General features: G+C 30.9%; 25 protein-coding genes. 4 read left to right on the forward strand and 21 right to left on the reverse strand.

Annotation, left to right across the window (positions count from 1 at the left end):
• Nucleotides 1–29 precede the first annotated feature (29 nt).
• The 3 genes from CD56_RS05865 to CD56_RS05875 are packed head-to-tail and all read left to right on the forward strand — an operon-like array spanning nucleotide 30 to nucleotide 1,456.
• Nucleotides 30–449: a copper chaperone PCu(A)C gene (locus tag CD56_RS05865; protein ID WP_039618845.1), complete on the forward strand. Its 420-nt coding sequence runs from the start codon at nucleotides 30–32 to the stop codon at nucleotides 447–449.
• The gene (locus tag CD56_RS05870) at nucleotides 449–895 is read left to right on the forward strand and encodes a hypothetical protein (protein WP_047208479.1); all 447 of its coding nucleotides are present in this window, start codon (nucleotides 449–451) and stop codon (nucleotides 893–895) included. The genes CD56_RS05865 and CD56_RS05870 overlap by 1 nt, the downstream gene beginning before the upstream one ends.
• A 3-nt stretch (nucleotides 896–898) precedes the next feature.
• On the forward strand, nucleotides 899–1,456 hold the full coding sequence (locus CD56_RS05875) for an SCO family protein (protein WP_047208480.1): 558 nt from the start codon (nucleotides 899–901) through the stop codon (nucleotides 1,454–1,456).
• An 11-nt stretch (nucleotides 1,457–1,467) separates the two neighbouring features.
• On the opposite strand, the gene CD56_RS05880 is transcribed toward CD56_RS05875, so the two are convergent.
• The 6 genes from CD56_RS05880 to mapA form a co-directional block, all read right to left on the reverse strand.
• Nucleotides 1,468–2,670: an ABC transporter permease gene (locus tag CD56_RS05880; protein WP_047208481.1), complete on the reverse strand. Its 1,203-nt coding sequence runs from the start codon at nucleotides 2,668–2,670 to the stop codon at nucleotides 1,468–1,470.
• A gap of 62 nt (nucleotides 2,671–2,732) precedes the next feature.
• Entirely contained in the window at nucleotides 2,733–3,179 is a 447-nt protein-coding gene (locus tag CD56_RS05885) for a hypothetical protein (RefSeq protein ID WP_039618852.1), read from the reverse strand.
• Nucleotides 3,155–3,673, reverse strand: coding sequence for an LPP20 family lipoprotein (locus tag CD56_RS05890; RefSeq protein ID WP_039641979.1), 519 nt, complete (start codon nucleotides 3,671–3,673; stop codon nucleotides 3,155–3,157). The genes CD56_RS05885 and CD56_RS05890 overlap by 25 nt, the downstream gene beginning before the upstream one ends.
• A 61-nt stretch (nucleotides 3,674–3,734) precedes the next feature.
• Nucleotides 3,735–6,323: a DNA gyrase subunit A gene (gene gyrA, locus CD56_RS05895; protein ID WP_047208482.1), complete on the reverse strand. Its 2,589-nt coding sequence runs from the start codon at nucleotides 6,321–6,323 to the stop codon at nucleotides 3,735–3,737.
• Nucleotides 6,324–6,344: 21 nt separating this feature from the next.
• On the reverse strand, nucleotides 6,345–6,926 hold the full coding sequence (locus CD56_RS05900) for a ComF family protein (protein WP_039618858.1): 582 nt from the start codon (nucleotides 6,924–6,926) through the stop codon (nucleotides 6,345–6,347).
• Nucleotides 6,923–7,570 carry an outer membrane lipoprotein MapA gene (mapA, locus tag CD56_RS05905; protein ID WP_047208483.1) on the reverse strand — a complete coding sequence of 216 codons (648 nt, stop codon included), beginning with the start codon at nucleotides 7,568–7,570 and terminating at the stop codon, nucleotides 6,923–6,925. The genes CD56_RS05900 and mapA overlap by 4 nt, the downstream gene beginning before the upstream one ends.
• A gap of 197 nt (nucleotides 7,571–7,767) precedes the next feature.
• Between mapA and CD56_RS05910 the strand changes: the two genes are divergently transcribed.
• Nucleotides 7,768–9,129: a DASS family sodium-coupled anion symporter gene (locus CD56_RS05910; RefSeq protein WP_039628687.1), complete on the forward strand. Its 1,362-nt coding sequence runs from the start codon at nucleotides 7,768–7,770 to the stop codon at nucleotides 9,127–9,129.
• A 4-nt stretch (nucleotides 9,130–9,133) separates the two neighbouring features.
• On the opposite strand, the gene CD56_RS05915 is transcribed toward CD56_RS05910, so the two are convergent.
• The 15 genes from CD56_RS05915 to guaB form a co-directional block, all read right to left on the reverse strand.
• Nucleotides 9,134–9,748: a thiamine phosphate synthase gene (locus CD56_RS05915; protein WP_047208484.1), complete on the reverse strand. Its 615-nt coding sequence runs from the start codon at nucleotides 9,746–9,748 to the stop codon at nucleotides 9,134–9,136.
• Nucleotides 9,738–10,871: a 2-iminoacetate synthase ThiH gene (gene thiH / locus CD56_RS05920; protein WP_047208485.1), complete on the reverse strand. Its 1,134-nt coding sequence runs from the start codon at nucleotides 10,869–10,871 to the stop codon at nucleotides 9,738–9,740. Before thiH ends, CD56_RS05915 begins: the two co-directional genes overlap by 11 nt.
• Nucleotide 10,872: 1 nt before the next feature.
• On the reverse strand, nucleotides 10,873–11,631 hold the full coding sequence (locus CD56_RS05925) for a thiazole synthase (RefSeq protein WP_047208486.1): 759 nt from the start codon (nucleotides 11,629–11,631) through the stop codon (nucleotides 10,873–10,875).
• Nucleotides 11,631–12,431 (reverse strand): thiamine biosynthesis protein ThiF, encoded by an 801-nt coding sequence (gene thiF / locus CD56_RS05930; protein WP_144411994.1) that lies wholly within the window; start codon nucleotides 12,429–12,431, stop codon nucleotides 11,631–11,633. Before thiF ends, CD56_RS05925 begins: the two co-directional genes overlap by 1 nt.
• Nucleotides 12,428–12,619 carry a sulfur carrier protein ThiS gene (gene thiS / locus CD56_RS05935; RefSeq protein WP_039618872.1) on the reverse strand — a complete coding sequence of 64 codons (192 nt, stop codon included), beginning with the start codon at nucleotides 12,617–12,619 and terminating at the stop codon, nucleotides 12,428–12,430. The genes thiF and thiS overlap by 4 nt, the downstream gene beginning before the upstream one ends.
• A 31-nt stretch (nucleotides 12,620–12,650) precedes the next feature.
• A complete protein-coding gene (locus CD56_RS05940) occupies nucleotides 12,651–13,409 on the reverse strand; it encodes a hypothetical protein (protein WP_052243108.1) in 759 nt (252 codons plus the stop codon).
• A gap of 135 nt (nucleotides 13,410–13,544) precedes the next feature.
• A complete protein-coding gene (dapE, locus tag CD56_RS05945) occupies nucleotides 13,545–14,645 on the reverse strand; it encodes a succinyl-diaminopimelate desuccinylase (RefSeq protein ID WP_047208488.1) in 1,101 nt (366 codons plus the stop codon).
• Nucleotides 14,646–14,648: 3 nt separating this feature from the next.
• Nucleotides 14,649–15,242, reverse strand: a complete 594-nt coding sequence (locus tag CD56_RS05950; protein ID WP_039628698.1) for a LysE family transporter — start codon at nucleotides 15,240–15,242, stop codon at nucleotides 14,649–14,651.
• Nucleotides 15,236–15,934 (reverse strand): SIR2 family NAD-dependent protein deacylase, encoded by a 699-nt coding sequence (locus tag CD56_RS05955; protein WP_047208489.1) that lies wholly within the window; start codon nucleotides 15,932–15,934, stop codon nucleotides 15,236–15,238. Before CD56_RS05955 ends, CD56_RS05950 begins: the two co-directional genes overlap by 7 nt.
• Nucleotides 15,935–15,979: 45 nt before the next feature.
• Entirely contained in the window at nucleotides 15,980–18,178 is a 2,199-nt protein-coding gene (locus CD56_RS05960) for an endonuclease MutS2 (protein WP_047208490.1), read from the reverse strand.
• The gene (locus tag CD56_RS05965; protein WP_047208491.1) at nucleotides 18,178–18,525 is read right to left on the reverse strand and encodes a hypothetical protein; all 348 of its coding nucleotides are present in this window, start codon (nucleotides 18,523–18,525) and stop codon (nucleotides 18,178–18,180) included. Before CD56_RS05965 ends, CD56_RS05960 begins: the two co-directional genes overlap by 1 nt.
• Nucleotides 18,518–19,810, reverse strand: a complete 1,293-nt coding sequence (murC, locus tag CD56_RS05970) for a UDP-N-acetylmuramate--L-alanine ligase (RefSeq protein ID WP_047208492.1) — start codon at nucleotides 19,808–19,810, stop codon at nucleotides 18,518–18,520. Before murC ends, CD56_RS05965 begins: the two co-directional genes overlap by 8 nt.
• A 128-nt stretch (nucleotides 19,811–19,938) precedes the next feature.
• Entirely contained in the window at nucleotides 19,939–20,727 is a 789-nt protein-coding gene (locus CD56_RS05975) for a carbon-nitrogen hydrolase family protein (protein WP_047208493.1), read from the reverse strand.
• Entirely contained in the window at nucleotides 20,720–20,893 is a 174-nt protein-coding gene (gene xseB / locus CD56_RS05980; RefSeq protein ID WP_039628709.1) for an exodeoxyribonuclease VII small subunit, read from the reverse strand. Before xseB ends, CD56_RS05975 begins: the two co-directional genes overlap by 8 nt.
• A complete protein-coding gene (gene guaB, locus CD56_RS05985) occupies nucleotides 20,893–22,344 on the reverse strand; it encodes an IMP dehydrogenase (protein WP_039618890.1) in 1,452 nt (483 codons plus the stop codon). Before guaB ends, xseB begins: the two co-directional genes overlap by 1 nt.
• Nucleotides 22,345–22,354: the final 10 nt, after the last annotated feature.

Here is a 22,354-nt window from a genome sequence, read left to right on the forward strand (position 1 = left end):
ATTGATTAAAAAACAATAAAGGTAAAATAATGAAAAAATTACTTAGCTTAACTATATTAAGTGCTTTTGCTATCGCAAACGAAGTTACCATAAATGATCCTTATGTAAGACAAACTCCACCAAATTCTAAAACCACAGCATTTTTTTTAGAGCTTAAAAATAACTCTGATAAAGATATAAAACTAATAAAAGCTCAAAGCTCATTAAGTGACACGACTGAAATTCATGATCATATCGTGGAAAATGGTAAAAAAATGATGGTGCAAATTCCTCAAATTACTATAAAAGCAAAATCAAGCACTGAACTTAAACCAGGTGGTAAGCATATTATGGTATTAAATCTTAAAGAAAATATCACACCACAAACCAAAGCTAATTTAACGCTTTATTTTGATGATAATAGCACAATTGAATTAAAAGACATCAAGTCAAGAAGCATTAAAAAATAATGAAAAATCTACTTGTCTTTGCCCTAGCTATAATCTTTGCTATATGCGGGGCTTATTTTTATACTAACTCATCAAATTCTGGAAAAAAAAGAGAGTTAATCACCACTCTAACGCCTTTAACATGTGATCTAAACGCTCAAGAGTGTGAGTATAATTTTAAAGATAAAAAGGTATTGGTAAATTTAAATCCAAAGCCTATAGCCGCATTAAACGAGCTTGATTTAAATATCACTAATTTAGGTGAGTTTAAAAAACTAAATGCTAGAGTTTATGGACTTAATATGTATATGGGAGATATTGTTCCACAATTTAAAAAAATCAACAACACTTACCATGCTAAATTAGTTTTAAGTTCTTGCACACTAGATGTAATGCGTTTTAGAATAGAACTTTTTGATGATGAAGCTCCGCTAGATTTTTATTTTGACTTTGATGTAAAAAGGTAAAATATGAAAAAAATAAATATTTTTTTATTAATTGTGGTAATTTTTGGGGTGTTTTTTATATCTGTGCAGTATTTTGAAAATAACAAATACAATTTTCACTTAAATTCTGAAAAAGGCATGCTTAGTTTAAAAGATTTTATCGGTAAAAAATTGATTGTATATTTTGGTTATACATATTGTCCTGATGTTTGCCCTAGTGAGCTTGCATTGATTGCTAATGTTTTAGAAAAAATGCCAAACAAGGAAAAAGCTCATGTAGTATTTATCTCACTAGATCCAGCAAGAGATAGCAATCTAACTCAAACTAGTCAATGGGTAAAATATTTTTATCCAAATTCTACTGCTTTGGTTGCTAAAGATGAAAAAGAATTAGAAAAAGTTACTAAAAATTATGGCGTAGTATATGAAAAAATCAATCTTAAAAATTCTGCTATGGGATATTCTATAGCACATAGTGGTGAATTTTATCTGATCGATGAGAATGGAAAATTTATTAAAACCATCAAAGATATTAGCTATGAAAACTTTTTTAATGAAATTCAAAAATTCTTAAACGAATAAATTTTTACAATTTATTCGTTTCTTAGAGTATCTAAAATATCTACCTGAGTTGCTTTTTTGGCAGGATAATAAGAAGATAAACTCACTATCACAATAGCACCAAAAAGTGTAGCACAAAAATCAACTAAAGAAAGTTCTAATGGCAATTTACTCATACCATAAACATCACTTGGCAATGAAATAATGTCAAAATTTCCAAGCACCCACAAAGCTATAGCTGCAAGAATCACACCTGCTATAATGCCACTTCCACCTATTAAAAAACCTAAAGAAAAAAAGGTTTTTTTAATCTCTAATTTACTAGCTCCTAAGGAAAGCAATAAAGCTATTTCGCTACGTCTATTCATCACTATCATCAACAAAGAGCTTACTATATTTAAACTTGCGACCAAAATAATCAACATCAACACAATAAACAACGCCCTTTTTTCTAAAGCAAGCGCTGCAAAGAAATTCCCATTTTGTTCCCACCAACCTATGCTAGCATACCTTGCACCCAAAAAAGCTTCAATTTGTTTAATATCCTCAAAAGGTTTATTTGAATACACATGCACTCCATCATAATTTCCTTGGGGATATGATAAAATTTTAGCTAAGGCTTTAGCATCTGTATACATATAAGCTTTATCATAAGCTAATAATCCTGAAGAAAAATCAGCCTTAACATCAAATCTTTTAACCTGTGGAATGAGTGAAAGTCCACTAGCATTTAGATTTGAAAAAATTAGAGTTATTTTTTCATTATAATCAAGTCCAAATTCATCCTTTAAACCCTTGCCAATTAAAATATCAAAATTGTCTAATTTTTTATTTTCTAAAGCTTGCGCTACAACTTCATTAATTTTTTTTTCATCTTCAAAATTAACCCCAAAAAGCATACCGCCTTCTAATTTTAAATCATTTCTTGCTATAACCTGAGTAGCAATATAAGGACTAAATAATAAATTTGGAAATTTAGCTCTTAATTCTTGCAATAATTTATCATCCACACTTGCTCCAAAACGCGGTAATATAGTGATAGGATAATTCATCGTAAAAAGTTTTCTCTCAAATTCTTTATCAAAGCCATTCATGATAGCCATTGCAACTAAAAGCACGCAAAGACCTATGCTTACACCTAAAAAGGCTAAAATTTTTGAAAGCATGATAAAAGGCTGATCTTTATCAAAACGCAAATATTTAAATAATAAATAATGAGGAATACTTTTTTGCATTTTCTACTCTTAATATTTTTTTAAGTATTTTAACTTGATTTTTATAAAAGCTAGCTTTGTATTCATTTAAGATAATATACAAAGGCACTATTATCGTGAAATTCAACTATAAATCTTAAAGGCAAAATTCTTACATAAGTTTCACTTTGTGCGCTTGCTTGCTCGCTTTTTACAAAGTCTTTTACATCTATTTTTGAATTAAAAAAGCAATCAATTAAATCATTTTTATGAGCATTTAAAAAGTTAAATTTATCTAACTTTGTCATTTTCTCTTCATCCACCATACCAAAATCATTGCGTACTAAAGATTTTAAATCACTTGGTGTATATACTAACTCACAAGCATATTCTAAATTTTTATTTTTACTTTTAGTCATAGCCATAGAAATAGTTTCATTTTGATGATAGAGGATAAAATTTTTATTAGAGAGTTCTGCCCAAAATATAAATTCATCTTGGGCAGTAGCATTAAAAAATATAAGGATTAATAAGCAAACAATTCTTTCCACTTGTCAGCATCGATTTTAAGTTCTACATTTACTCTATAAAGACCATCTTTAAAGTCTTGATCAACTACACTTGCATTTTTAATCAAACCATTTACTTGTGCTGTGATAGTTGAACTTTTAAGCATTGCATCTTTTACTGTATCTTTACCATTAACTCTTACACCATATAACTTACTAGCTAATTGTCTATAAGCATCAGTGATTGCTGCTCTTTTAGCTAAAGCTAAAGCTTGACCAACAGAAACTGTATTTAAAGGAGCAATACCTTCACCCACTGCTGTAAAAGTTAGATCATTGTCTGTACTTGTATCATTTGCAAGCATTTTTTCTTCTCTAATGATATTACGCACATCATCTTTATCAACCTTTTGAATCACAACATCAGAACTTGAAGCTTGAGCAGCTTGAGTTTGATTTGGATTCACACCTCTTTGATCTAGTGCGCATGCACTAAAACCCAAAGCCAAACAAAACATAAAAACAACTTTTTTCATTTTTTACACCTTCAATTTATTTGATTTTATTAAAACAGCAAAAAGCATTCCAAAAATTTTACTATTCTAAATTTAAATCCATATTAGCTTCAGCATCTAATTCCTCATCTTCTTCTTTAGGACATTTAGCAATGCTTACAACCTCATCGTTTTCAACATTAACAACAATTACACCACTTGTATTTCTACCTGCTTTTCTAATACTTTGCATATCAACGCGTATCATCTTACCACTGCTTGTTAATGCCATTAAATCCATACTTTCATCAACTATAACTATACCGATTAAGTCTTTTGTTTTAGCAGTAAGTTTCATACAAATAACACCCTTGCCGCCTCTGCTTTGAAGTCTGTATTCTCCAGCATCAGTACGCTTGCCTATGCCTTTGGCACTTACGCTTAAAATTTCTTGGGCATCATTTTCTATAACAACAGCTCCCACAACCTCATCATCTTTTTCTTTAAATTTAATCGCAGTTACCCCTCTACTTACACGACCAATCTCTCTAACTTTAGCAAGTGGGAATTTAATGCACATACCTTTTTTAGTTACCGCAAAAAGCATTTTACCACTAGTAATATTTTCTAATTCTTCACTATTTTCACTGCTTTCATTTTCTAGATTTTCATCTATTTCTAAATTTTCATCTGCATTTATATTTGCGATTTCATTTTCATCTCTTGCTACAATAATTGCAGTAACGAGCTCATCATTCTCATCTAAATTAATCGCTTTTACACCCACGCTTCTAATGTTTTGATACTCACTTAAATTTGTGCGTTTTACGATACCATTTTTTGTAAAGAAACACAATGATTTACTTTCATCAAAGTCAGTGGTTGGGATAATTGCCATGATTTTTTCATCTGCTTGTAGATTAATAAGATTAACCACGGCTTTACCTTTAGCAGTTCTACTTCCTTCAGGAATTTTATAAACTTTAAGCCAGTAAAGTTGTCCACGATCAGTAACAAACATCAAAGTATCATGCGTGTTTGCTGTAAAGAAGCTTTCTATAAAATCATCATCATAAGTTGTAACCGCAACCTTGCCTTTGCCACCACGTTTTTGTTTTTCATATTGCTTACTTGGAACACGTTTAATATAACCACGATGCGTGATAGTAACTACCATGTTTTCATTTGGTATTAAATCTTCTATATCAATATCATCATAATCATCTTCAATTTGGGTGATTCTTGGCACATCAAATTTAGTTCTAATTTCTTTTAACTCATCTTTAATTAAATTTTCAAGTAAAGTCTCACTTTTTAAAATTTGATCAAGTCTTTCAATTTCTGCTAATAATTCTCTTAATTCATTATCAATCTTTTCTCTCTCAAGTCCTGTTAAACGGCCTAATTTCATATCTAAAATCGCGTTTGATTGAAGCTCACTTAAGCCAAATTTTTCCATCAATAAATTTTTAGCCGTTGGATTATCAGGAGAATTTTTAATCAAGGTTATCACTTCATCGATATTATCTAGTGCAATTTTTAAACCTTCTAAAATATGTGCTCTAGCTCTAGCTTTTTGCAATTCATAAATCGTTCTTCTAATAATTACAGTTTTTCTATGATTTAAGAACAAATTTAAAAGCTCGATTAAAGAAAAAACTTTTGGTTCTTTGTTATGTATAGCAAGCATAATCACACCAAAAGTACTTTCCATAGTGGTAGATTTAAAAAGATTATTCAACACAATCTCACTCATAGCATCGCGTTTTAGTTCAATCACCACGCGAATTCCTTCTCTATCACTCTCATCTCTAACTTCAGCAATACCTTCGATTTGTTTTTCTTTAGCAAGTTCAGCAATTTGCTCTATTAATCTTGCTTTGTTAGTTTGATAAGGAAGTTCATCTATGACGATAATATCTTTATTAGCTCTTTTTTCAATATGGGTTTTTGCTCTTACTTTTACCCTACCACGACCTGTACGGTAAGCTTCTATAATACCTTTTTTACCAAAAATAATACCACCGGTTGGAAAATCAGGGCCTTTGATAAAATGCATGATTTCTTCTAAGCTTGCATTTTTATTGTCAATTAAATATAGCAAACCATCAATAAGCTCATTCAAACTATGCGGAGGAATATTAGTAGCCATACCTACTGCAATACCACTTGAACCATTAAGTAATAAATTTGGCACCCTAGCAGGTAAAACATCAGGTTCACTCATAGAATCATCATAATTTGGTATAAAATCAACTGTGTCTTTTTCTATATCACGCAAAAGCTCTTCAGCTAAAATTGTCATTCTAGCTTCAGTATAACGCATCGCAGCAGCACCATCACCATCAATAGAACCAAAGTTTCCTTGCCCATCCACACTTGGATAACGCATAGAAAAATCTTGCGCCATTCTTACTAAAGCATCATATACAGCTGTATCACCATGTGGATGGTATTTACCAATTACATCGCCCACTATACGTGCTGATTTTTTGTAAGCACTACGACTTCCAACACCTAAATCATTCATAGCATATAAAATTCTTCTATGAACAGGTTTAAGCCCATCTCTAGCATCAGGCAAAGCACGGCCTATAATAACACTCATAGAATAATCTAAATAACTACTTTTTATAGAACTTTCTATATCTATATTTTCAATATCTGAATCTTTAGTAAAAATATTTTCCATAAAAATCCTTAAAATTAATGCCTATATTGTATCAAATTTTGCATTAGCTAAAACTAAAGCAAAAAGTACTTCGATATTATTTTTTTCTAAAAACTCTTTTGCTTCAAGCAAACTTAAACCCGTAGTTACCACATCATCTACTAAAATTACAGGATATTTTGGACGCTTTAAAAGCTTATAAGTTCTTTTATTATCTTTACGAAATTGCAAACTTTTTCCACTATATTTATGCTGCGAACTAGCTTGTAAAGCATGATACATAGGCTTTATAAATTGAGTTTTTAAATGTTTGGTTAAAATAGCAGTATGAGAGTAATTTTTATATGTTTTATCATCTAAAGCTATGGCATTAATTTCACAAGAAGGTTGAAAAAAATCTTTAAATTTAGCAAAGCTTAATTTTGCAAGCGCATTTAAAACAAAATATCCTTGAAATTTGTGTTTAAAATAAATTAGATGTTTAATTTGCTCATATTGATAAAAATAATAAACTTTAAAATTTCCCTCAAGTTCTCTTATACCCAAAGAATATTCTAAAAGCTCTTCCTTGCAAGCTGGACAAAAGCTCGCAAAGGAAAATCCATGACAATTAAAACACCTCACAAAGAACTAATGATATCTGCGGATTTATTAGCCACTTGTTTAATAAGAAGCTGAGTGAAGAAAGGTAGATCTTTTATATTATAAAAACCTTTAACTTCTTGTTTGGTTTTGATATTAATAGTTTTACTAGTGTTAATATCTTTTAATGTTAACTGACTAGCAATAATTGAAAATAAAGAATTAGAATCAAATTTTGAATAAAAATCGTTAAAACTTAAATCCACCCTTAAAACATAAGGAGAATCTTGTGTATTTTCAACCACCACTATACCTCTATTTTCTAATTCTTCTTTTAAAAACACATAAAAATAGTAGTTAAAATTTTCATTAATATAATAATTATATCCATCAGAAGAAGCATATTTTAAATTCTCATTTAAATCATATACTCTGTGAATATATACTTTTTTCAAAGAAACACTTTTGTCTATTGTTCTTTTGTTGCCACAATATTTTAGCCCAACATCGCTAATATATAAAAGACCTTTTATTTTTGCCTCATAAGCCTTAGAATTAGAAGGTTCATAGCACTCTGCTTGAACTTTTATAACCTCATTAACTCTTGCAATACTTTGATTTTTTGAATTTACCGCACAAGCACTAAAAAACAAAGCCAAGATAAATACAAATATTTTTTTAAACATCTTATTTCCTTTAGGAATTATCTCTTAATTTTTTAAAACAGCAAAAATTATACCAAAAACATATAAAATTTACTAAAACTTACTTTTTTTCACACAAGAAGAATTTTATATAAAAAAAATTATATAAAAATTGACATTTAAATGAAAATTCATTTAGAATATGTTACAAAACTACAATATTTTAAAGGAGTTGTTAAATGAGTTCAAATACAAAAACACTCATAGTCATTGCTGATTTGGTGTTATTTATCGCTTTGCTTTACTTTTCCCCTTTTGGTGAAACCAAAGTGAATCAAGGCTTATCTTTATTAATCTTTATCGCCGTTTTATGGCTTAGCGAGGCTTTACATGTTACTATTACAGCTATTTTAGTACCTGTTTTAGCAGCAATTTTAGGATTATTGCCTACTGCTAAAGCTTTAACTGGTTTTGCTGATTCAAATATCTTTTTATTTTTTGGTGGTTTTGCTCTAGCAGCAGCTATGCATCATCAAAAATTAGATAAACTGATCGCACATAAAATTTTAACCCTAGCAAAAGGACATTTAGGTTTATCAAGTTTATATATTTTTATTACAACTGCATTTTTGTCTATGTGGATGAGTAATACTGCAACCGCAGCCATGATGCTTCCACTTGCCATAGGTATGCTAGCTTCACTTGATCCGCAAAAAGATAGAAATACTTATGTTTTTATCCTTTTAGGTATAGCTTTTAGTGCAAGTATAGGTGGTATAGGCACTATAGTAGGAACCCCGCCAAATGCTATTGTTGCTACCCAATTACACATTAGTTTTGCACAGTGGTTAAAATATGGTATTCCTATTGTTTTAATCTTCTTACCTGCAATGATTTTAATTTTGTATTTTATGTTCAAACCTAAATTTAATCTACAAGTTGATTTACACACTGAAAATATAGAACTTACAAGACCTAGAATCATCACTTTAATAATCTTTTTAGTGGTTGCTCTATCTTGGATTTTTAGTGGCAATATAGGTCCTATCATTACAAGCATTTTTGGACATAAAATAGCAAATCTTGATGCGATTATCGCCCTACTTGCGGCTGTTTTAGTATGTGCTTTTAAGGTAATTGATTGGAAGAATATACAAAAAAATACCGATTGGGGTGTATTAATGCTCTTTGGTGGAGGTATTACTCTAAGTGTAGTACTAAAAGATTCAGGTGCTAGCAAAGTTATGGCTGATACTATTATTTCATTTATAGAAAATGGACATTTATTTGTTATAGGTTTAATCGTAGCCTTTTTTATAGTATTTTTAACAGAATTTACCTCAAACACCGCTTCAGCAGCCTTGCTTGTGCCTTTATTTATCTCTATAGCAGATACTTTAGGTGTTCCTGCTTTAGGACTTGCTTTAATCATTGCCATCGGTGCTTCTTGTGCTTTCATGCTACCAGTTGCTACACCACCAAATGCTATAGTTTTTGGTACAGGACATATTAAACAACAAGAAATGGTAAAAGTTGGTATTATATTAAACATCTTTTGCTCAATCGCACTTGCGGTGATTGCATATTTCTTCTGGCTATAATCTTTTAGTCCTTTTGGACTAAAAGATCTTTACATCTTAAAATATATTTTTTTACATTTTCGCTTTTATACAAAGCTTCTCTTATACATATACCTACTAAATTTAAATCTTTTAAGTGGTTTATAGTTTGAGTATTTATGCCACCTATGGCATAAATGGGTATTTTTGAAACTTCTAATAAATCTTTTAAATTTTTTATACCTTTTGGAGCCAAATCAGTCTTACAAGAGCTTTTAAATACATGCCCAAAAAAAGCATGACTTGCTTTAAGCTTATAAGCTAAATCTAATTCTTCTTTAGAATGGATGGAAGTACCCAAAAGATCAAATTTTTTATAGCTTTGTGGGTAATTTTGCAAAACAAATAAAGGAGCATGAAAAAATTGATGATTTAATTTTAAACAAGCTTCATAATGATAATGCAAAAAGCAAATCTTTTGAGTTTTATTAAAAATTTTTAATACTTCTTTGGCTAATTTAGCATATTCTAACTCATCTAAATGTTTTTCTCTAAGTACCAAAGCATCAATACTACTTTGACTTAGTTTTTCAATAAAATTTAAAAAATCTCCTTGCGTATTTTGACTATCACTAATAGCAATAATTTTTTTATCCCACATAAATACTATCGCTCATTATAGCTTGCAAATTTGCATTTTTTAGCATAGCTAAAACCTCATCAACACTACGCATATCACTAATTTGAAACTGATCATCGCCTTTTTTATCGCCTTGATGCTCACCCACTCCCACGCTCACACCTGCACTCATTTTAGTAGCTCCAAGTTTAATAACCCCGTCTCTAAATCCTGCTCTTTCACGCGTAGAAATCGTAATACTTGCAAAAGGTAAAAACAATCTATAAGCACACAAAACTTGCAAAAGTCTTGTCTCGCTTACATCTTTTGGATGAATTTTTTTATTATTAATAATAGGTCTTAGTCTAGGGATAGATAAAGCTATTTCAGCATGAGGGTATTTTTGCTGTAAAAAATACGCATGTAAAGCCGTGGCAAAAGCATCTCTTCTGAAATCATCTATACCAAGTAAAGCTCCAAAAGCAACCCCTCTCATACCCGCTTTTAACGCTCGCTCTTGCGCATGAAAACGATACTCAAATACACTTTTTTCACCTTCAATATGAATTTTAGAATAAGTTTTTTGATTATAAGTTTCTTGATAAACACTTACATATTCACAACCCTTTTCATGAAGCAGTGCATACTCATCTACATTCATAGGATAAACTTCAATTCCAACAACCTTAAAATACTCTTTTGCTATTTCACAAGCTTTGGCAAGATATTCTACGCTAGCATATTCCCTACCCTCACCTGTTAAGAGTAAAATTTCTTCCAAGCCACTTTTTTTAATCTCTTGCATTTCTTTGTGAATTTCGACCTCATTTAGCTTAGCTCTTTTAATGTTATTTCCTTTTTGAAATCCACAATAAGTGCATTTGCTATTGCAAAAATTAGAAAGATATAAAGGTGTAAAAAGTGAAATGGAATTTCCAAAGTGTCTTTGAGTAATCTTGCTTGATTTTTGTGCTAAATCTTCTATGAAATCTTCTGCTGTGCTTGAAAGCAAGGCTTTTAAATCATCTATATTAAGATAATCCTTAACTAAAGCTTGTTTTACATCAAAAGCGCTAAATTTATTTTCGTCAAAATTTTCAACTTCCTTTAAAACCTTAGTTAAAATTTCACTTTCAATACTTTGCATATGAGGATATTTTTGCATTTTAATCTCTTAAAAAACCACTCAAAGGCGAGCTTGCACTTGGCGTGCTTTCATTTGCTATGCCTGCTAAATACGCACTATATCCTGCATCTATAGCTAAAGCAAAAGCCTTTGCCATTTTTGCTACATCTTTAGCTTGGGCTATGGCAGTATTTGCCATCACTGCGCTTACTCCCATTTGCATGGCTTCGCAAGCTTGTGCTGGATTTCCTATGCCCGCATCTACTATAATAGGCAAGCTAATTTCATTAAGTAAAATTTGTATAAATTCTTTAGTTTTTAAGCCTTTGTTGCTTCCTATAGGTGCTCCAAGAGGCATTATAGCAGAAGCTCCTGCACTTGCCATAGCACGCGCTGCATATAAATCAGGATACATATAAACTAAAGGTATAAAACCCTCATTTGCTAAAAGTTCCACTGCTTTTATACTTTCATAATTATCCGGTAATAAATATTTACTATCGCTAATTACTTCAACCTTAATCATATCTCCACAGCCAAGCTCTCTTGCAAGTCTTGCTATACGCAATGCCTCATTAGCATTTCTTGCACCTGAAGTATTTGGTAAAAGCTTAATATGCTTTGGGATAAAATCAAGTATATTTTCTATACCTTTATCATTTACCCTACGCAAAGCTAAGGTAATAATCTCAACTTTTGCTTCTTCAATAGATGATTTTATAAGCTCAAAAGAAAATTTCCCAGAACCTAGAATAAACCTGGAATTAAACTCATATTTTCCTATTTTTAATTTTTCCATTACTCGCTCGCTAAAAGTTCTAAAACTAAATTTGCTTGATGTCCTGCGCAAATATTTACACGTGGTGCCATAAGTCCATTGCCTACTTTTGCCTCATTTTTTAAATCACCACAAACATAAAAGTTTTTTGCAATTTTTCTTGTTTGTATGCTGTTGCTATCGCCATATCCTGCTAAACCAGAAGCACAAATTAATGTTTTTTGAGGATAGTGTTGGTGAAAATTTTGCGCTAAAAGGGCTTTGTATTTTGCATTATCAAAGGCTTCACAGACTATATCATCATTTATAAAAAGTTCGGCTATATTTTCTTTTTCTATTTTTAAAACTTGTGCAAATACTTCTATAAAAGGATTAATTTTAGCGACTTGATCTTTTAAAGCTTCAGCCTTAAATTTACCCAAGTCTTCCACTATATAAGCTTGACGGTTAAGATTGCTTGGTTCCACCACATCAAAATCAATCAAATGAAGCCTACCAACCCCACTTCTTGCTAAATTTATAGCTATATGCGAACCAAGTCCACCAAGTCCACACACTGCTACACTTGCCTTTTTAAGTTTATCATGAAGTTTTGGAGTGTGTCTTGCCCTCATCATCGCATCAAGAGCTTCATATGGGGGTAAAGTATTTTTTTCTATACAAAAAAGCTCATCATTTTCTTTTAGCTCCAAACTTTCTTTTGTCGCAAAACCATTGATTATCCACACATCATTTTCATTTTTACTCACACTTTGAAAAAAATCCAAAGTATTTTTAAAATGCGTGTCTATCACACTACCATTAAATTTAATTCTCATCAACCACCACCTACAAAAGTAACAATTTCTGCTTTATCATTTTCTTTTAAAATTAAATTTTCAAATTTATCCCTTGGGATAATTTCTCCGTTTAATTCTAAAGCGATAAATTCTATTTTTAATTGCTTTTCTTTAATATAATCCATAAATCTAAGCTCTTTTAACTCAAGCTTTTGCCCATTGATAATCATTTAAAACCTTTATTTATTTTACTTAAAATACTTACTCGCTTGCATTATTATAATTAAATCTTAAAATAATAGCTTCTTTTATCTCTCCAATATCAATAGCATCTTCTAAATTATAACCAAGTCTCAAAAGTAAAATTTCCAAATCTTTTTTAAATTTTATTTTTGTAGGTTTATTATGATAGGTTTCATTTCTAGCTTTTCTTATTTGACTTAGTTTTGTCTTAAGATGTTCTTTGGTGCCAAAACTTGGTAAGACTTGATTTTTATATATTTTTTTATCTTTAAATATATAAGCAAATTCACTCCAATGATCTATCAATATCTCTTCTAAATCAATCAAACAAAAATCATCAAAAATTTGCCAAGTACTATTATATTCATCTATTTTTTGACATCTCTTTTTAACTTTTTTTAAAAGATTTTTCAAAGCAGGATTAAAAACTTCTTCACCAGATTTAAACCAATCATCATCTAACTTATTATACAAATTTGCTATTTTTACTGCTAAAGTACTTCTTAGAGCATTTTCATAACATTGTAAAAGTAAAAAATTTGCTTGATGATTTTTGCGTCTTTTGGAATAAATTTTCATAATTAACTCAAACAAATCTTCGCATTTTTGATTTTTTTCTAAAATCTTTTGTGCTTCTTTGCAAGCTCCCCACAAATATCCAAAATGCAAAACATTGATCCCTTTTATCATTCTAAATTTAAAATCACATTTTAATTTAAAATTGATAAATAGCTTTTCTATTTTTTCATAGCTACTTACATCAAGCTCAAAAGACATTTTACTTCCTATTAACTCCATTTTAAAAAATTAATGATATAATTTTAGAAGTTTAGAGGGCTAACTTGCCGGTAGCTGCAAGGTACTCTTAAATGAGAGGCTACTCTAAATTCCTATTATATCCATGCTTTTTTTCTAGTTAAAATTCTCTAATAAATCTTTAAAAACTAAATACAATTTTTCAAGCTCTTCTATACTCACTCTTTCATCAATAGCATGAATTCTATCATTGCACACGCCAAATTCTACTACTTTCACGCCAAACTCAGCAAAATATCTTGCATCGCTTGTGCCACCTTTGGTGTTAAGTTCTGGCACTACTTGAGTGATTTTTTGCACACTTTCATTTAGTTTTTGTACGATTTTAGAATCACTTTGTGTTAAAAAAGGCTTAGAACTTTGTTCCAAACATAACTCATAATCAAGCCCTTCGCAAGTCTTTTCTACATAAGCTTTTATATCTTCAATGCTAGTTTGTGGAGAATTTCTCACATTAAACATCAATTTTAAATCATTTGGGGTTACATTGCACACTTCCATACCACCGCGTATATCAGTAATGACAATTTTAGATGGTGTAAATACCTCATCACCTGGATCAAGATCAAATCCTGCTAAAAATTTCAAAGCTGAAGCAAAATTATGCACAGGATTAATGCATTTTTGCGGGTATGCTACATGGCCTTGCTTACCTTTGATGAGTAATTTTGCATTGATAGAACCACGACGCCCTATTTTAATACTATCTCCAAATTTTTTATCACAAGTTGGCTCAGCAACCACAGCAAAATCAGGTAGCATATCTTTTTCTTGCATAAATTTAAGCACTTCAAGCGTACCAAATTTAGCCTCACCCTCTTCATCGCTTGTTAAAATTAATGAAATTCTTCCTTTAAAATTTTCTACTTCCTTAACCGCACACATAAAAGCAGCCACGCCACTTTTCATATCTTGTGCGCCTCTTGCATAAATAAACTCATCTTTTTCTAAAGGCTCAAAAGGATCACTGCTCCAACCATCTCCCGCAGGCACTACATCCACATGTCCGCCAAAAGCCAAATGCTCGCCATCATCACTAAATTTTTTAGTCAGCAAAAGATTTTTCACACCTTCTTTTTCTATAAAAAAAGCTTCAAAATCACTTAACTCCACTGCGATATAATTTAACGCTCCATCATCATCTGGAGTGATGGATTTAAATTTGCTCAATTCTTTAAAAATTTCAACTACTTGCATGTTTTATCCTATAAAAGCTTTATACAGCATAGAAAGAGCAAAATACTCTAAAATAAATGCTGAAAAAAGGTTAATGTAAAATATATGTTTGTTTTTTACAAGGGCTTTAAATTTAGACACAAAAAACGATAAAGTAAAAATCCAAAACACAATAAAACCCACCAAACCAAAAAGCAAGGCAAAAGAGTTCTTACTCTGCATGCTAAGTCCTGCTACACTCACCCAAAAGCCTATCACATAAGGATTTGTAACATTTAAGAAAAATCCCTTGCTAAAACCTTTTAAAGGATGGGTTTTATTTACCTTGTTAAGATCGACTTTTCTTGTTTTTCTTAGCATTAAAAATACCATAAAACTCAAAAAGAAAAAGCCAAAAACAGCTAGTATTTTATAAAAAAATTCATTATTTGCAAAGCTTAAAAGCCCAAGATTAATCAAAATCAAAAAAAGTATATCAGCACTTAAAGCACCAAGTCCAACGCAAAAAGCATTTTTAAAAGAAGATAAAGCAGTATTTAAGATCAAAATATTTACAGGTCCAAAAGGCACAGACACACCCATACCTAAAACTATGCCTTGTAAGATTACTTCTAACATTTTTCTTCCAAGAGATTTTCTATATCGATTTTGATTTTATCAATGGCTGTACAAACATCTTCTATATAAACTTTTATGAAATTACTTTCTAAATATTTATCCTCATCAAGATTATTTAATATACTTTGCTTACATACTCTTGCATACTCTCCCACGGGCAAAACCTGCCCGCTTGTACCTATACATACAAATAAATCGCAATTTTGTAATTTTTCATATAAAATTTTATAATTTGGTGCCATTTCTTCAAACATCACGATATTGTGCCTTACACTTTTGCTTTGACATTTAGGACAAATTTTATCATCACTACTTTCATAGCCTATGTTAAAAATATTTTCACACTCTAAACACCTAAGCTCAGGTAAAAAGCCATGCAAATGCACCACTTCTTCACAGCCTGCTCGCTCTAACAAATCATCTACATTTTGCGTTAAAATGCTAATTTGTTTTGGAAATTTTTGTTTTAATAAAGCGATGATTTCATGTGCGTGATTTGGCTTAACATTAGCTAGTTCTTTTCTTCTTTTATTATAAAATTCCAAAACTTTTTTAGGATTTTTTCTAAAGCCAGTTGCTGAGCAAACTTCCATCACATCATGCTCTTCCCATAATCCACCACTAGCTCTAAAAGTTTTTATACCACTTGGAGCAGACAAACCTGCTCCGCTTAAAATCATCACTTGTTTCATTCAATAAACCTCATTATTGTTTTAAAGGTTTTACTATAATTTTACTTAAAGCTTAACCACCTTAGCACCAAAGCCACCTTGATTAATTGGTGCGTCATTAAAGCTTTTTACACTTTTGTGAGCTTTTAAAAACTCTTTTACCGCAAAAGCTAGTTTTCCCGTGCCTATACCATGATAAACTATCACCTCATCAAAACCTACTATCAAAGCATCAGAGATAAATTTATCTAATCTTTCAAGTGCCTCATCACTTCTTAAGCCGTGTAAATCTAAAGTCATATTTAAAGCACTTGGGCGGGTTATATTAACACTTGATTTTACATTTTGTGTTGGGGTTTGATTGCTTTTTTTAAGCAACTTTAATGGTACACGCAAACTCAAACCATCACTTTGAATCATCGCATCGTTTTTTGAAATTGCAGTGATTTTACCTTTGATTTTTTCATATTTTACAAAATCCCCAACTCTAAGCTCTTCATTTTGCCCCATACTTGGTAAAACAATACTTTTTTTAAGTTCATTGGCTTTGTTTAAACTTCTTTGTTTTTCTTTGATATCTTTTAGATTTATCGTTTTTTTAGCTTCTTCTATGGCTTTGTGATATTTAAATTCTAAATTAGAAATAAGCTTTTTAAATTCTTGCTCATTTTTTTCTTTTTGATCTTTGAGTGAAAGTAAAATTTCATCTACTTTGGCTTCTTTTTTCTCAAGTTCTTCATTTTTCTTACGCAAAGAAAGTTCAAGATTGATATTTTTACTTACCATTTCTTCTAAATTTTCTTTATCTTCTCCATAAAGCTTTTTAGCATTTTGCACTAAATTTGCACTTATACCATATCTTAAAGCCGTTTCAAATGCATAAGATTTACCTATGGTGCCTTTTAAAAACTCATATTTTGGGCGTGATAGTTCCTCATCATACAAAGCAGCGATGAGTTCTACTTGTGAATTTTTGGCCAAAAGCATAGCAAGGCGTTTATGATGGGTTGTGATGATGATTTTATTATCTTGCTCTAAAAGCTTAGAAATAAGCTCAGTATATAAACACGCAGCTTCTTCAAAATCTGTCCCAAGCTCTATCTCATCAACCCCTAATAAAACATTTTTCTTACCCAAAAGCTTAGAAAAATGCAACATTCTTCCTGCAAAAGTAGAAATATCATTTTTTACATTTTGCGGATCTTCTAAAATCGCATCAAATTCCTTGAAATTTCCTATTTGGCTTTTTTGTGCATTAATCTTCATAGGAAGCAAATGCTTTGCAAGTAAAGCTGCACTTAAAATTCCTTTTAAAAGCATAGATTTACCACCTGCATTTACACCTGTGATGATTAAAACTTTTTTATTAAATTCTATATTAACACTTTTTGCATTTTTTAAAGCTGGATGTGCGAAGTTATATAAGCTTAAATTATTAGAACTATCAGCTAAAACAAACTCATAATCATGTTTTTTAGCCATCAAAACTCTAGCGCTATAATGATCAAATAAATCAAAAGCATTATTGATAAATTTCAAAAACATCAAATTTTTATAAAAAACCAAACTGATTTTTTTAGCATATTCATAAAAAATTTCTTCTTTGGCATCTTTGATTTCATCTATTTGACTTTGGATTTTTTCTACACTCAAAGGCACCACATAAAATCCACCACCACTACTTCTACCTATGATTTTTGCTTTTAAGACATGATTAAACCCACCGCGCAAAAGCAAGGCTTCCATACCATCGATAAGATGGATTTGAGTATCGATTAAATACGCACTAAGACTTTTAGTATAGGTAAGTTTTTTAAACTCAGCTACCAAGCTTTCTTTTTTCATTTTTAGAGCTAAATTTAGATTAACAAGTCTTTCATCAACACTTTCTTTAATCTCACCCTTTTCATCAAAATACTCAAAAAGCTCTAAAATAACCTGTGGAATTTCTATTTTTAAAAGCCATTCTTTTAAACTTTCTTCAAATTTTAAGCCCTTTAAGTATCTAAAATACATACAGATTTTAATAAATTCAAAGCTTTGACTTAAATGTAAAATTCCTTGCTTGCTAAGATGAGTTAAAGCACTATTTAACTCTTCTATCATAGGAGGAGGATTAAAATCAATCAGCGAAAGCTCGTTAATCCTTTTATAATGAAGCTTGCTATCACCTTGTAAAAAAATTTCTTTATCTCTTGCAAAAAGTCCCCTAAAGTCTTCTATATAGCCATCTAAATCTAGCTTTTTAAAAAATTGCTCTTGCATTATTTATCTACCTTGCAATCTTTTATATCAAAAACATAGGCTTTAAATTGTTTATTTTTACCATTTGAAATAAAACTTTGCGTTCCATGCTCAAAGTTAAAATACTCTTTAGTGACATTAATATCTTTACAAATTAAACTTTGTCCTTGCAAGAATGCATTGAGTGTTTCTTTTTTTAAAACCCCACTTCTTGTGGCACTTAACTCAAATTTAATCGCAAAAGCAATCATTAAAATCAACACTAAAATCAAAAGATAATTACTAATCTTACCTATTTTTTTACGTAAAAAAACAAAAAAAAGTAAAATCGCAAAAAAAGCTAAGGTATATAAAAAAATCTTAAACATACTTACCCCTAAGCTTTGTGCTTATATCTCCCGCACCAAAGCCTATTACCAAACCATTTTCAATCAACTCATCATCAAGATAAATAGCGCTTTCTTCTCTTTTAATTTCTTTTATAAATTTAGCTTTTGGAAAGTATTTTTGCATATTAATTTCTATTTTAGTTTCTCCTGCTGCATACACAGGTAAAATATAAAGCTCATCAACATTTGCTAAAACTTCACTAAAATACTCTATATTTGCACTTAAACGTGTATAGCGATGAGGCTCAAAAATAGCTATGATTTTTTCATACCCAGCTAGCCTTGCATACTCACCTGCTGCTTTTAAAGTTGTTTTGATTTCTGTTGGATGGTGTCCATAATCATCAATCAAAGCCATATTTTCATTTGCAAACAAAATATCAAATCTTTTTTTAATCCCTTGATATTTTAAAAGCTTAGTTTTTAACTCTTCTATGTTTATAAATTCACTCGCAGCCAAAATAGCCAAAGCAGCGTCCATCGCTACATGCTCACCCATACCAAAAACACTAAATTCACCTAAATCTTTAAGTGTAAAATAGGTTTTTGGCTTAAAATTTTCTACTTTCATATAAATATTTGTGATATCTTTACTTGGGTAAAGCTTTTTAGCGTTATTTAAATTTAAACTTGATAAAAACTCATCTTCAGCATTAATCACTTGAATTTTAGACAAACGCAAAAAGTCTTCATAAGCTTTATGTAATCTTGCAAGATCGTTTCCATAATGATCCAAATGTTCCGCTTCAACATTAGTCACTATAGCCAAATAAGGATTTGAGTTTAAAAAAGAACTATCACTCTCATCAGCTTCAAAGATGAGATTTTCACTTTCTTTATAAAGCATATTAGTGCCACTTTCTTTTAGCACCGCACCAATAATCACAGAAGCTTCTATCAAGCTTGCTAAAATGCTTGAAGTTGTACTTTTGCCATGAGCTCCCGCAACTGCAAAAACTCTTTTGTCTTTTAAAATCATAGGCAAGGCTTCTTTTCTTGAAAGTGTTGTGATGTTTTGTTTTTTTGCGCTGATTAATTCTTCATTGTCTTCTTTGATAGCAGCTGAATACACCACTAAATCCACATCTTTGACATTGTCTTTATGATGAGGAATTTTTATATCTATACCTTCTTTTTCTAATTCTTTTGTGATTTTACTTTCTTTGATATCAGAACCACTAATCTTAAAGCCTTGTTCTTTTAAAAATCTCGCCAAAGCTGAAATTCCAATACCGCCTATACCTATAAAATGAATTTTTTGCATTCTTGCCTCAAATTTTTTGAAAATTTAAGGCAAAATTCTATCATTTATTTACTAAAAATAAAATATAAAAAGCCCTTAGAGATAAAATCTACTCATTGTTTTTACTTTCTAAAAAACTAAAATAAATTTTATTCTTCATAATTTTTGATAAGCTTATCAAAACCCCATAAATTTCTAGCTTCATTTGCTTTGCTAACTTCTACTACAAGCATTTCTTCTTGATCGCCAAGTTGTTCTTGCACCTCTCCAAAAGCATTGATAAAAAAGCTATCTCCATAAAATTTCCACTCATTTTCTTGCTTTAAATTACCTATGCGATTAACCCTTAAAATGCTTGTTGAGTTTAAAAAGGCTCTTGTTTTTAAAAGCTCTAGCCATCTTTGATTGCTTTCAAAAGTACTAGCTGTAGGAATGATGACTAGGTCTATCTTTTTTTTCATAATCATTTGCCAAAAGATATCAAAATGTGCCTCAAAGCCAAAAAGCAAAGCACATTTTAAGCCCTCATGTGTGAAAGTAAAAAGTTTAAGTTTATCAGTTTTTTTATTGTTAAAAAATTTTTCTTCATTCCAGTGTGCATAAGGCATTAAAATTTGTTGCTCATACGCTTTTACATTTTGTGGGCTTACTTTTAAGCATAGTTTTTTTAAGCCATCATTTTCTACACTTATGAAAGGTGCAATAATGTTTAATTCATACTTTTTAGCAAGTTTTATCAAGCTTGCTTTTTTGCTTTGACTTTGTTCTTTAATCATACTTTTTGGCATAGTTTTTAGCTCACTAAAAAAGCTATTTAAAACATACTCACCTAAAACCACCAAATTCGCACCACTTTCTTTAGCAGCTTTTAGATAATAATCAAGCCTTGATTCGCTCAAAGCCAAAGTGGGAAATTGTAAAGCTACAACACTACTCATCTACTTGCTCGATTTCTAATTTAGCATTTTCAAGCATAGTTCTTGCTTGTTTGATACTTTTTAAACCTTCTTTATAAATTTCCACACAAGTTTTAAGGTCTAGATCTTTATCGTTAAGTTTTTCCAAAGAAAGCTCAGCTTGTTTAATGTGATCTTCAAATTCCATTAATTACTTACCTTATAATTTGGTGCTTCAGCAGTGATAGTTACATCATGCACATGGCTTTCTTTTAATCCTGCTGCGGTGATTTCTACAAATTCAGCTCTTTCTTGGAAAGCTTTGATATCTACTGCACCTACATAACCCATAGAAGATCTAAGCCCACCTAAAAGTTGATGCACTACACTTTTTATACTTCCTACATAAGGCACCCTACCTTCAATTCCTTCAGGCACAAGTTTATCTTGAGCTGTACCTTCTTGGAAATATCTATCTGAACTTCCTTTTTGCATAGCACCTAAGCTTCCCATACCACGATAACTCTTATATTGTCTTCCTTGATAAGTAAATAACTCACCTGGGCTCTCATCAGTTCCTGCTAAAAGTGAACCTATCATCACACTACTTGCACCTGCTGCAATAGCTTTTGCAATATCGCCTGAATATTTTATACCCCCATCAGCGATTACTGGCACACCATATTTACTTGCTTCTATCGCACATTCATCTATAGCTGAAATTTGGGGCACACCTACACCTGAAACAATACGCGTAGTACAAATACTACCAGGTCCTATACCTATCTTAATAGCATCCGCACCTGCTTCACATAGATCTTTAACCGCTTTTGCACTTGCAACATTTCCTACTATCACATCTACATTAAACTCAGCTTTAATCGCTTTTAATGTATCAATAATCCCTTTAGAATGTCCATGCGCACTATCCATTACTATAACATCAACTTCAGCTTCCACTAAAGCTTTTACGCGATCAAGCTGACCTACACCCACAGCTGCAGCCACTCTTAATCTTCCATAAGCGTCTTTATTTGAATTTGGATATTCTTTGCGTTTTTTTAAATCTTTTATAGTGATTAAGCCTTCTAAGTGATTATTTTCATCTACAATAGGGAGCTTTTCTACCTTATTAGTAGAAAAAATCCTTTCTGCATCATCTAAAGTAGAGCCTTTTTTAGCAGTGATTAAAGGCATTTTTGTCATTACATTTTCTACTAAGTTATCAAAATTAGTTTCAAATCTCAAATCACGATTAGTTAAAATTCCTATTAAAGTTTTATTCTCATCTACCACAGGAACGCCTGAAATTCTATATTCGGCCATGAGTTCTAGTGCTTCTTTAACACTTGCTTTAGGCCCTATATAAATAGGATCCATAATCACGCCACTTTCACTTTTTTTAACTCTTTTTATTTCTCTAACTTGTGAAGCTATATCCATATTTTTATGGATTACCCCTATACCACCAAGCCTTGCCATCATGATAGCTGCCCTATGTTCAGTAACTGTATCCATAGCAGCTGAAATCAAAGGCATATTTAAGGTGATATTTTTTGTAAGCCTTGTTTTAATATCTACTTCTTTAGGTAAAACCTCAGAATATTGAGGAACTAGCAAAACATCTTCAAAAGTCAAAGCGCGTTTTATGATTTTCATAATTTTTCCT

Origin of the sequence: Campylobacter lari (assembly GCF_001017575.1) — a bacterium.
In the GTDB taxonomy this organism is placed as follows: Bacteria; Campylobacterota; Campylobacteria; order Campylobacterales; family Campylobacteraceae; genus Campylobacter_D; species Campylobacter_D lari_C.